The organism is Candidatus Chloroploca mongolica (assembly GCF_004762035.2).
GTDB classification, from domain to species: Bacteria; Chloroflexota; Chloroflexia; order Chloroflexales; family Chloroflexaceae; genus Chloroploca; species Chloroploca mongolica.
In genome coordinates this window covers 49,612-61,472 of the sequence record NZ_SIJK02000008.1, presented here as the reverse complement: position 1 = coordinate 61,472, position 11,861 = coordinate 49,612, and the positions used below count along the sequence as shown (strand labels likewise).

The window sequence follows — 11,861 nt, the reverse complement described above, 5'->3', positions numbered from 1 at the left end:
CACCCGCCATCACATCAAAGCTCGTATTCAGCCGCAACCGTCCGCAGCGCATGCACCAGTTCGATCGAGGCTTCGATTTCGTCGTGATGGATCGAGACGCTTTCGATGTTGATGCCCAGGGCCAGGTCTTCGCGGTAGGCCTGGTCGAGAATGGTGCGTAGATTGGCACAACAGATCGCGATCGAGCGCTGGAAGGGGGCCGGATCTTCGCAGAGCATGCGCTCGGTCGCAGGTGGAATCGCGATGCCAAGCCATTTGATGAAGGTGAGCGTCTGCGGGCGACCACACGGCGAGAAGGTGAGCACCAGCCGCTGCGGGTTGGCATCGGCCCGTCTGCACGTCTCGCGATAATCGCGCAACAGACGAATTGTTGGTTCGGGATCGTAGACAACCTGCGAAATAAAGTAGCGACAGCCTCGCTCCGCCTTGGCGATGAGCCGCTGACTTTCATCAAAGTCAGGACTGTGACGCTCGGCGATCATGACGCCACCAAGCACAAAGCCTTCGCCATGCCCGGCAGTCAGTTCGAGCGCCCGGTCAACCGGCAAAGCCCTCGGGTCGGGTGTTGGCGTTGAAGCCCCGACCAGCGAGAGGTGCTCGATGCCATAGTTGGCCGCCGTCTCATCGAGCCAGGCCAGCCATGCCTCTTCGGTAAAATTGACTACGCACTTGTACGTCACCGCAGGCAAACCCGTCAATTCGCGCAGGCGCCGGGCGTGGTCACGCGGATCACGCGTCGGCAAAAACGGGAACGGCCGTGGCTCGCTCGTGCGCTCGTGTTCGTCCTGGACATCATAGACAACCAGGCCATCCAGGTCGAGCCCCGCGACGCGTCCGGCTAACTTCGCCGCCGCCGTCTCTACGCGCTCAAGCGGGCTGTCGGCACGCGGTGGCGTCGTACCATACAGGGTTACAAACTGATGCGAATGGATCAATTTGTCGTTGAAGGGTGTATGATCGTGCATCGCTTCTCTCTACTTCAGGGCTAGCGCCCTGTAACCCAACTTCTTTCGTTGGAACAACAGCGAAAAAACAATCGTGGGGGCCTTATGGCCCCCACGATTGTACCATACAGCCTCAACGTGCCGATCAGAGCATAGTGCGCAGCAGGTTTCGCCGGAGTTTGCCCGCAGCCGTACGCGGTAGTTCGTTGACCAGGGTGATCCTGCGCGGGATTTTGTAGCCCGCCAGGCTCGCTCGGCAATGCTCAAGCAGTGCGGCGACTTTGGGCGCACTGCCTTCACGCACGACGACAAACGCCACCGGTACCTCGCCCCAGGTTGCGTCAGGTGCGCCAACTACGCCCGCCTCGGCCACCGCAGGATGGGCAAGCAATGCCGCCTCGACTTCAGCAGGATAGATATTTTCGCCCCCCGAGATGATCAGGTCGCTCCGGCGGTCAACGATATAGAGATAGCCTTCTTCATCGAGATAGCCAAGATCGCCGGTATGCAGCCATCCATCGCGCAGCGCTTTGGCCGTTGCCTCGGGACGATTGTAGTAACCTGGGGTCACCATCGGCCCACGCACGCATATCTCGCCCACTTCACGCGTCGGCGCTTCGACGCGCAGTTCCATCGGCAACAATGGCTGCCCCGCCGAGCCGAGTTTGCGCAGGGCATCGGCAGGCGCCAGCGTTGCGACCTGCGACGCCGTTTCGGTCATGCCGTACGTCTGGGCCACAGGAAGATCACGTGCCGCACACGTTTCAAGCAGTGGGCGCGGCGCTGGCCCACCGCCCAGCAGGACACAGCGCAGCGAAGCAGGCAGAACTCCGGCCTGATCATGGTCAAGCAGCCGTTGCAGCATCACCGCCACCAGCGACACAAGCGTCACTCGTTCTTCCACCAGCGCCTGCAATACCGCCGTCGGCTCGAACCGCTCGTGCAATACCACCGGCATTCCGTAAATGGCACCGCGCATCAGGATCGAGAGGCCACCAACATGAAAGAGGGGCAAAACCGCAAGCCAGCGGTCAGCCTCGTTCAGGCCCAGGTTGAGCATCGAGGCCGTCGCGCTCCACCAATGATTGCCCGCCGTCAGCAAGGCCCCCTTGGGTTGCCCGGTGGTTCCCGAGGTGTAGATCAGCGTATGCGGCGCGGCAAGATCAATCTGTTGATCTGAAGAGCTTGTTGGAGAAGTAGGAGAATCAAAAGTGGGAGAGCGAGCCATGCCCAGGTTATCCAGGGCGACCGAGCGTACCGGCAGTGAGGCTGCCTGCGCGGCGTAGGCTTCATCAGCGATAAGCAGGCGAGCCTGGCAATCCTCAAGTTGCCAGGCGAGTTCCTGCATGTTCAACCGCGTATTCAAGGGCACAAGCACCATGCCACAGCGCGGGGCCGCGTGCAAGATCGCCGCATAGCCAGGACCATTTTGTGCCAGCAGCGCAACCCGATCACCGGGTTGCACGCCAAGCTCACGCAGGTGGAACGCCACCAGATCAGCGTCACGATGCAACGCCGCAAACGACCACGTCTGGTCTGCGCAGATCAACGCCGGGCGTTCGGGATGCAGCGCGGCACGGCGCGCCAGCCAATCGGGAAGATGCATATTCTTTGAGGCTACAACAATAATCCTACTGCAAGCAAAAGACCAAAAACCATATGCAAACGACCGGTACCACGCAGGGCGAGGTTCAACTCACGCCCGTGACCACGGCTCATCAGGCGCAGCATTGGCACGGCAAGCGGCAGACTCAACCAGGTGATCAGCACAAAAGGCGAGGCCCCACCAACGACCCACAACAAGGGCACCAGCAGATAGGCCCCGATCACCAGAAGCGCATACTCAATCCGCGCAAACCGCTCACCAAAGATGACCGCCAGCGTTCGTTTGCCTGCTTTGCGATCAGTTGGTGCATCGCGCAGATTATTGACCACAATGATCGCCGTCACCAGCATCGCCACGGGCAGACTCGCCAGCAAAGCCAGCGCACCCCAGGTTCCGGTATGCACATAATCGGTGCCCATTACCGCGACCAGGCCAAAGAAGACAAAGGTAAAGAGGTCACCCAGGCCATTGTAGCCAAGCGGAAACGGCCCCCCCGTATAGAGGATGCCCGAGGCAATCGAGAGCACGCCAATCAACAGGATCGGCCAACCGCCTACCAGTATCAAATAGGCCCCACAGAGCGCAGCCAACCCAAAACAGACCAGCATCGCCGTGCGCACAGTTGCCGCAGGCACCAGGCCACTCTGCGTCACCCGTGTTGGCCCGAGCCGCTCGGCGGTATCGGCCCCCTTCTTGTAATCAAAATAATCATTCGCAAGATTGGTGCCAATCTGGATCAACAACGACGCCAGCAGCGCCGCAAGAAAGACCAGCGGTTGAAAAAGACCACTCGCAAACGCGGTCGCCGAACCAACCAGCACAGGTACCACCGCCGCCGGCAGGGTCGGCACCCTGATCGCCATCAACCAGACTTTAAGCGGCCCCGGAGGAGCCGATGAGAGATCAGTCGTCATACCATCTTCTTTTATAACTCGGAAGGGTCAATGCCCAGTTCACGCAGTTTCGCCCAGGCTGCCTCTTTTGCCGCCCGTTCCGCCTCTTTCGCCGCCCGTTCCGCCTCTTTCGCCGCCCGTTCCGCCTCTTTCGCCGCCCGTTCCGCCTCTTTTGCCGCCCGTTCCGCCTCAGCCTGGGTGAGCCGCCGCATCCCGTCACGGTCATAGAAGCGCAGCCACGCCCCATCAGCGACGAGATAACTCGCTAACTCGGCACTCCAGATCCGTCCTGTCGCATCAGGCGCTAGCGGCACCGCCTTGCCATGCTCGATCCGCCACCCATACAGGCGGCCCCCCAGGCGGCGCGTATATGGCGGGTCATTCGGGTCATAGACAAAGTACTCGCGCACCCCCAGCGCCGCATACTGACGCGGTTTCTGCTGCAGATCATCGCGCCAGGTCGACTCTGAACAGAACTCAAAGACCACCTGAGGCGGTGGCCGCTCTGGGAGATAAAGCCGCCAACTTCGGAAGCGGTGCCGGTTATGCCCCTCAAGCACCACGCCCTTAAAGACCGCCACATCAGGGGCGACCGGATACTCATACCGCGAGCGGGTGCGATAAATATTCAGATCATTCACCACAAACCAGCGCTCGGCCCCATACAACCACTCGAGCACCTGCTGCACATAAGCAATCAACCACGAATGGGCCACACTCTCACCCATCAGATCCTCCCGTGTCGGGTGGTGGTCATAGTAATGCAACGACGCCTCGTCGGGATCATCGAGCGGCGCATCCGTGTAGACCACATCGGCCTTCACCTCTGCCATCGGTACCTCCTCAGCGCTCACTTTCGGTCACCTGTCACCTGGTCTGCGCCAGGGTTCTGCTGGCGAACGAGACCAACGTTGCCGCCCTCGTTCGCCAGAGCAACCTTTGCGCCTTTGCGCCTTTGCGTCAAAACAACCAGCCTCTTACGGGAAGCGCCGGAAGCGTCGGAAGTTGGGGCGGCGCTTCTCAAGATAGGCCTGCTTGCCCTCTTTCGCCTCTTCACTCAGGTAGTAGAGCAGCGTTGCATCACCGGCAAGCTGTTGCAGCCCAGCATGGCCGTCGGCGGCCGCATTGATCGCCGCCTTGAGAAAACGGAGCGCCATGGGGCTCTTTTCGAGCATCTCACGCGCCCATTGCACCGCCTCATCTTCCAGGCGCTCAAGGGGAACGACGGTGTTGACCAAGCCCATCTCGAGCGCCTGCTGCGCATTGTACTGGCGGCAGAGGTACCAGATTTCGCGGGCTTTTTTGTCGCCTACCATGCGGGCAAGCAGATTTGAGCCATAGCCACCATCAAAACTACCGACCCGCGGCCCCGTCTGCCCAAAGATGGCATTCTCGGCAGCAATCGTCAGGTCACACACAATGTGCAGCACATGTCCGCCACCAATCGCGTACCCTGCGACCATGGCGACCACGGGCTTGGGAATGATGCGGATCAGCCGTTGCAGATCGAGCACGTTGAGGCGCGGCACCGTGTCTTTGCCAACATAGCCACCATCGCCGCGCACCGCCTGATCACCGCCCGAGCAAAAGGCCATCTCGCCTGCCCCAGTAAAGAGAATGACGCCAACCCGTTCGTCATCGCGCGCCCGGCTAAAAGCGTCAAGCAACTCTTGAACCGTCTCGGGGCGAAAGGCATTGCGCTTTTCGGGACGGTTAATGGTAATCTTGGCAATGCCTTCGCCGGCGGCATCGTGCTCGTAGATAATATCGGTATACTCGGCAACCCGCACCCATTCAATGGGCATAGCTCCTCCTTATTCAACAAACTCAAGCACCTCAATGGTTCTTGTTGCGTCCTTGGTGTAAGAATCGTACCACAACTTCGCAAAAGGCTTGCGGCTGCTCAAGATGTACCGTATGACCAGCCTCAGCGATACGCACATGCTCAACATTGGGCAAGGCCTCGGCCATCTGCTCGTTGATCGCAACAAATTTCTGGTCGAGCATACCCGTGATCAGCAATGTGGGCATCGTCAGGCGGGGCAATTCTTGCCAGAGGCTGCGCTGATGCCCCGTGCCCATGCCACGCAGACTCTGGGCGTAGCCATGGGCGGTGCCGCGCAAGCGGCGCGCTCGCAACGCCGCCCTGGTGGCAGACGGCAACTGGGCCTGGCTCGCAAAGAGTTGAATGCTTGCCCAGTAATCGACAAACCAGGCCAGGCCTTGCTGCTCAATGCGATCAGCGAGCGCCTCGTCGTTGGCACGGCGGGCAGCGCGTTCCTGGGCTTCAGCGAGGCCCGGCGAGGCACTTGCAAGGATCAGTGCGGTGACACGCTCGGGGGCCGCCGCCGCCAGGTGCAACGCGACACGTCCACCCATCGAATAGCCAAGCAGCGCAACCTGCTCAAGCCGGTTGCGGTCAAGAAGCGCAAGCAGATCAGTTACGGCCTGCTCCATCCGGTATGCGTCAAGCTCAACGGGGGCTGGAGAGCGACCATGACCAAGCAGATCAACCTTGAGCAGCGTCGCGTGGGGCATCAGCAGAGGTGCCACCTCATCCCATTCGGCGGTGCTTCCCGTGAAACCGTGCAAAATCAGCAAGGGCGGGCCGTGGCCCACCTGTTCAACATAGAGCTCATGAAGATAGCGGGGGGCGGCATGTGCTTCCCCACGATTATCACCAAACGACATCACCCCACCTCCAATGCAAGCCGCCAGCCCTGCATCGCCGAGCCATTGTTGCTGCCGCGCCAGCACGTCCCACTTCCAATTCAACGTGCCGGGCCGCCATCGCTCAGCCATTGTTGCTACCGCGCCAGCACGCCTCACCTTCAAAAGGTTTCACCTTGCTTGGTCAAGGGTCTCAAAATCTACAATTCAACCCGCCGGGCTGCCATCGCCGCAAGCTCGCTGACCGACGGATGGGGACCGTAGATCGCCGCCAGATCGCGGAGTTGCATCCCGGCACGCATCGCCATCGCGACTGGCGCAAGGATTTCGGCGGCGGCAGGCGCCACCGCCAGCGCACCGGCAACATAGCCCCCATGATCCCAGGCCAGGGTCAAAAAGCCCTCGGTTGCGCCATCGGCATGGGCGGCCATGCTCTCGTTAAGCGCAATCGTCACACTCCCGTGCGCACCTTCGGTCGTGAGCCGCCCAACCTTTGCCACCTGAGGCTGATACATAAAGGTGAGCACAATGTCGCGAATATCAGCAGGCGCACTCGACCGGCGCACGGCATGCAACGCGGCAGCTCGCCCCTGCGCCATCGCAATGCTCGCCGCCTGGGGTGTCAGGATATCGCCGACCAGATAGACCCCGCGCAGCTTGGTCTGCCCATAGATATCGGTGTCAAGCAGATCGAGCGAGAGCCCAACAGCCGTTGGATCAGGCCGACGCTCGAAAGCGAGGAGGGCGATCGCGCCGCCATAGCGGGTACCATCAGCAAGGGTAGCCGTCACATCGTCGCCCTTGTGCGCAAGGCGTTGCACGGTTGTATGCGGCACCACACGCACCCCTTGCCGCTCGAGCATCCGCGTCAGATAGCCGTCAACCTCAGGTGCGACATGCGTGCGGGGCGACGCCTCGGGAATGAGCCAGGAGACCTCAGCGCCAAGCAGGCTAAAGAGGTGGCACAGTTCAAACCCGGCGCGCCCATCACCAAGCACCATCACCCGTTCAGGACACGTCTGCAACACCCCAAGATCGCCACTCGTCAACATACGCTCGCCGTCGGGCGCAACCGCTTCAGGAAAAGCAACCTGGGCCCCAGCCGCCAGAATGATCGCATCGGCATTGAGACTCTGCGTGGGGCCACCATCCAACGGCTCAACCAGCACCTCACCGGGCTTGCCGAGGCGACCACGCCCGGCGATTATCTCGACTTCAAGGGTCGCCAGTTCATCAGCGCATCGGGTCTGCCACTCGGTAGCGACTTGATTCGCACGGGCAACAATCTTCGCCACATCGCGCTCGCCAGCCGCTGCCGCCGCCAGCCAGACGCGCATCGTCATCGGGCGCCACTCGCCCACCGCCCCGGCTGTCACTACCTTCACCGTTGCATGAGGCGCAGCAGTACGCGCTGCCTCTATCCCTGCGGGGCCTCCCCCGATAATCACAAGTTGCATCATGCACGCCCTTTCCGTATCATCTTCTCGCACAATGCCCTATCGCTACTTTGTTTATAGTATTATACCTGTTTAGCATAGCGTGGCTCAGCACGAGAGCCAATGCCTTTCAATCAAGCTACGCCTCCGGTTGGGGGTTTGGGGGCCGCAGGCCCCAAGAATCTCTGCTTTGCTCGCAAAGCAACGGGTTTTAAGGATGGGCCGCAGGCCTTCAAAAAAGTATGCCAATGACAAAGCAGCGTCCACACATTTCGGCAGTAATTCCAACCTGGCAAGGTCTGCGCTATCTACCCGCGTGCCTCAGTGCCTTGCGTGCGCAGCTTGAACCCGACGACGAAATCATTCTCGTTGACAATGGTTCACGCGATCATGCGGGGGCCTGGGCAGAACGGTATGCGCCCGATGTGCGGGTGGTGCAATTGCCCACCAACCTCGGCTTTGCCGGCGGAACCAATGCCGGGCTCGCCGTGGCGCGGGGCGAACTGCTGCTCTTGATCAACGACGATGCCCTGGCCGAACCAGGCTGCATTGCGGCCTTATGGCACGCCCTCAGCGAACACCCGCACGCGGGGGCCGCCGCCGGTGTCCTCACCTTCAGCCGTCACCCCGAACGGATCGCATCAGCGGGGATCACCGTACGGCGCGACGGCGTCGCCACCGACCGCGATCTGGGCATATCCATCAACGCCCTGCCCACCAATACGCAGCCTATCTTTGGGGCCAGTGGTGGTCTCGCGCTGCTACGGCGGGCGATGCTCGACGACATCGGGCCATTCGAGGCCAGTTTCTTCAACTACCTGGAGGATGTCGATCTCGCCTGGCGGGCGCAACTACGTAACTGGACATGCGTACTCGCCCCGCACGCCCGGGCGCGCCACGTCTACTCAGCCACGTCGGGGCAAGGCAGCCCATTCAAACAACGCTTGCTCGGACGCAACCGCATCCGCGTACTAATCCGCTGCCTCCCGACAGCACTGCTCCGCGAATGTCTACCAGCGATCCTACGCTACGACCTGCTCGCAGCAGCCTACGCCCTGGCACGCCGCCAACCCGCAATTATCGCAGGCCGCGTGGAAGCCCTGCGCGAACTACCCGCGCTACGCCAGCAACGCCAGGCGATCCAGGCGCGCCGCACAGCCTCCATCAATGACCTTGCAACCTGGATTACCCCTGCCCCCTCGCCTCTCAGCGACCTGCGGATCGCCCGGCAGATCGATCGATTGATAGCAACAACGTAGGGGCACGGCGCCGCCGTGCCCGTACACCCATCCCCGCGGACACATCGGTGGGCAGGGGCCATCGGGGTGCGGGCCGCGTCACCGAGGCCGGTGGGCGCAGCGATGATTCTCAGACCGGTGGGTGCAGCAGCGATGACCGGGGCGTTCGGGCAACGGGCGGGCCATGGGCGAGGGGCACGGGCAAGCCGTGCCCCTACTTTGCGCCTTTGCGCCTTTGCGTCAATCCCCCTTCGCGTCTGTATCCTCTATGTTGCCCCGTTGCTCGAACTGCTCTTCCCAGAGGTGTGGCGCACTGTGGATTGGCGGCAACCCGTCATTTTCCGGGATACCGAACTACAGCAGCTTGACCCAGATGTTAATCGTGGCAAGCATCGCATTGACAAGCTTGTGCAGGTGAAGGCCCTCGATGGCACGCCGCGCACGATCTTCATGCACCTGGAAGTCCAGTCCCAGCGTGATCCTACCTTCGCCGAGCGGATGTTCTGTTACCACGCCCAGATCTTCGTCCGCGAACGCCACCCGGTCATTAGCCTCGCCGTCTTGAGCGATGACCAACCGGGCTGTCACCCGCGCTCCTTTGGTTACGCCGAGGCCGGGTGCGTGGTGCGGCTCGACTTCCCTACGGTCAAGCTGCTCGAGCTTGACCTAGCAATGCTCGAAGCAAGCCGCAATCCCATCGCGATGGTCATCTTGATCCACCGCGACGCGCAGGCAACCCGTGGGCAACCCGAGGAGCGGCTGCGGCGCAAATTGGCCCGCTTTCGCTCGTTCTTCCGTTACGGGTACGGGGCGGCCGATATGCGCCGACTCTATCGCATCCTCGATCAACTATTGCGCCTCGACCCCAGCATGCACGCGACAGTTCGTGCTACAATGCGCCTCATTGAACAGGAGGAGACCCAGATGGACACCTTTGTCACCAGTATCGAAGAGCTTGCGTTCGCCGAAGGGCTTGAGCAAGGCATCGAACAGGGCATCGAACAAGGGCGTCACCAGACGCTCCAAGAAGTCGTGCTGCGCCAACTGGCTCGGCGGTGTGGCTCACTATCCGAGCAGGTGCAGCATCAGCTCCTTGCCCTGAGTCCCGCACACCTCTTGGAGTTGAGCGAGACCCTGCTCGATTTCACGAGCCTGGACGATCTCCAGGCATGGTTGGTGCGTACGTGCGCGTCGGTATAAGTGGATCTGCTGCGCGAAAGGGTCATTGCTTCATAGTTAAGCCAGAAGGAAACCCCTCTCCTTCTACAGCTTGACCCCTACCCGCTGTTTGAGCACTACTTTCACCAGCGCGAGAACGCCAAATGAGATGACGAGTAGGATGACCGCGAGCGTCAGCGCCTGATTGAGATCCCGCTCGAAGCCGAGATAGATTGCCAGCGGCATGGTCTGGGTACGCCCCGGCAGATTGCCCGCAAAGATGATGGTCGCACCAAACTCACCTAGTGCCCGTGCCCATGTCATCACGACGCCGCTGAAGAGCACCGGCCATGCCAGGGGTACGGTAATCAGGGCGAACACTTGCCACCCACTCGCCCCGTCGAGGGCCGCAGCTTGCTCTAATTCGCGATCCACTCCACTCAAACCAGCCGTCGCCGCCTTGATAAAATAGGGTGCGGCTACAAAACACTGCGCCATGATGACCGCGATTTCTGTGAATGAAAGCGTAATGCCGAGCGTTGCAAGGGGCGCGCCTACCAGTCCCCGGCGCCCAAAGGTGATCAAGAGCGCTATGCCCGCCACCGCTGGCGGTAAGACGATGGGTAGGTCGATCAGCGTGTCAATTAGGGTTCGCCCTCGAAATTGGTGCCGCGCTAGCACGTAGGCGAGCGGCGTGCCCAGTAATACGGCCAGCGTTGTTGCAATCAGCGTCGTTATCATGCTGATGCGCAAGGCCTGCGTCACCCCTGGGCTGCTCACGGTTTCCCCGAGCTTCATCCAGTCGATGCGCACGATGAGTGCCCCCAGGGGCAGCAGTAGGAAGATGAGCAAGGGCGCAGCCAGGAGCCATAACAACATTACCTTCTTGCGCCGATGCAAACGAGAATGCATTTGAATTACACGTTTGTAAAGAGATGAATTCATTAAAATTAATCAATAATCTTTCAATAAAAAATTTCTGATCTTTATTTGGTACAACCATGCGTCGCACACCTGGCATCTAGATGCACTCCAAACGCTCTTTGCGCCTTTGCGTCAAATCATCGGAAAACTTCGTTGCCAAACTACTCGATCGGAAGAAAGCCGTGACCGGCGAGGATGGCTTGCCCCTCTGCCGTGCGTGCAAAGGCTACAAATGCTTCGGCCAGCGCAAGGTTTCGACTATCCGCGACAGGTGCGATGGGGTAGTTCGCAAGCACATTCAACTCGTTGGGAATGGGGAGCGCTTGAACATGCGCGGCTTCGGCAGCGGCATCGGTGGTAAACACGATGGCCGCATCACCTTCACCAAGGACAATTTTGGCGAGCACGATGCGCGCCGAGTCTTCGTAACTGACCACATTTGCGAGGACGCGCTCACGAAAATCTGCACCAAAGGCAGGCTGCGCACTCGCTTGGTCGAGAAAGTCCAGGCTGTGTTGCCCAAGAGGAGCGACAGGATCAGCCAGGATCAGGCGCAAGCCTGGTTGCGCAAGATCAGCCGGCTCCGTCACTTTCGCCGGGTTGTCATAAGGTGTGATGACCACGATGTGGTTATAGACAAGCACGCGTTGGTCGTTCTCGTTGATCCGCCCACCCTCAACCGCCACACGCATCTGGGCCGCGTTCGCCGAAGCAAATACATCGGCAGGCGCACCTTCATTGATCTGTGCCGCCAGTTGCGCAGAGTTGGCAAAATTGAAGGTAACGACCGCTTCGGGATATGTGACCATAAAGGCTGTGCCAAGCGCCTCAAAGGCGTCGGTCAGTGAAGAGGCGGCAAACACCGTGATCTGACCCCGCAGCGTTGACCCCGCAGCGCCTGTCCCTGACACGGCTGCCTCGGGTGCGCTACCACAGCCAGCAAAAACCACACAGAGCATCACCGCAGCCAGCGTGCGGATAACACGTTGCAT

At 60.6% G+C, this 11,861-nt stretch carries 11 protein-coding genes; 2 read left to right on the top strand and 9 right to left on the bottom strand.

Annotated features, from left to right (window positions below; genetic code table 11):
• Positions 1-14: 14 nt before the first annotated feature.
• The 7 genes from EYB53_RS06475 to EYB53_RS06445 all read right to left on the bottom strand — a co-directional run bounded on the left by EYB53_RS06475 (position 15) and on the right by EYB53_RS06445 (position 7,573).
• Entirely contained in the window at positions 15-965 is a 951-nt protein-coding gene (locus tag EYB53_RS06475) for a methylenetetrahydrofolate reductase (RefSeq protein ID WP_135477393.1), read from the bottom strand.
• Between the two features lie 124 nt (positions 966-1,089).
• On the bottom strand, positions 1,090-2,550 hold the full coding sequence (locus EYB53_RS06470) for an o-succinylbenzoate--CoA ligase (RefSeq protein ID WP_135477392.1): 1,461 nt from the start codon (positions 2,548-2,550) through the stop codon (positions 1,090-1,092).
• 11 nt (positions 2,551-2,561) lie between these two features.
• Positions 2,562-3,464 (bottom strand): 1,4-dihydroxy-2-naphthoate polyprenyltransferase, encoded by a 903-nt coding sequence (locus tag EYB53_RS06465; RefSeq protein WP_135477391.1) that lies wholly within the window; start codon positions 3,462-3,464, stop codon positions 2,562-2,564.
• 11 nt (positions 3,465-3,475) lie between these two features.
• Positions 3,476-4,276, bottom strand: a complete 801-nt coding sequence (locus tag EYB53_RS06460) for a Uma2 family endonuclease (protein WP_135477390.1) — start codon at positions 4,274-4,276, stop codon at positions 3,476-3,478.
• A gap of 144 nt (positions 4,277-4,420) precedes the next feature.
• On the bottom strand, positions 4,421-5,248 hold the full coding sequence (gene menB, locus EYB53_RS06455) for a 1,4-dihydroxy-2-naphthoyl-CoA synthase (RefSeq protein WP_135477389.1): 828 nt from the start codon (positions 5,246-5,248) through the stop codon (positions 4,421-4,423).
• Between the two features lie 31 nt (positions 5,249-5,279).
• Positions 5,280-6,245: a 2-succinyl-6-hydroxy-2,4-cyclohexadiene-1-carboxylate synthase gene (menH, locus tag EYB53_RS06450; RefSeq protein ID WP_254150936.1), complete on the bottom strand. Its 966-nt coding sequence runs from the start codon at positions 6,243-6,245 to the stop codon at positions 5,280-5,282.
• 68 nt (positions 6,246-6,313) lie between these two features.
• Positions 6,314-7,573, bottom strand: a complete 1,260-nt coding sequence (locus EYB53_RS06445) for an FAD-dependent oxidoreductase (protein WP_135477388.1) — start codon at positions 7,571-7,573, stop codon at positions 6,314-6,316.
• A gap of 224 nt (positions 7,574-7,797) precedes the next feature.
• On the opposite strand from EYB53_RS06445, the gene EYB53_RS06440 reads away from it, so the two are divergent.
• The gene (locus tag EYB53_RS06440; protein ID WP_135477387.1) at positions 7,798-8,808 is read left to right on the top strand and encodes a glycosyltransferase family 2 protein; all 1,011 of its coding nucleotides are present in this window, start codon (positions 7,798-7,800) and stop codon (positions 8,806-8,808) included.
• Between the two features lie 102 nt (positions 8,809-8,910).
• A complete protein-coding gene (locus EYB53_RS06435) occupies positions 8,911-9,987 on the top strand; it encodes a DUF4351 domain-containing protein (protein ID WP_135477386.1) in 1,077 nt (358 codons plus the stop codon).
• Between the two features lie 63 nt (positions 9,988-10,050).
• On the opposite strand, the gene EYB53_RS06430 is transcribed toward EYB53_RS06435, so the two are convergent.
• Complete coding sequence (locus EYB53_RS06430) at positions 10,051-10,824, bottom strand: ABC transporter permease (protein ID WP_254150935.1); 774 nt, start codon at positions 10,822-10,824, stop codon at positions 10,051-10,053.
• 206 nt (positions 10,825-11,030) lie between these two features.
• Entirely contained in the window at positions 11,031-11,861 is an 831-nt protein-coding gene (gene modA, locus EYB53_RS06425; protein WP_167857288.1) for a molybdate ABC transporter substrate-binding protein, read from the bottom strand.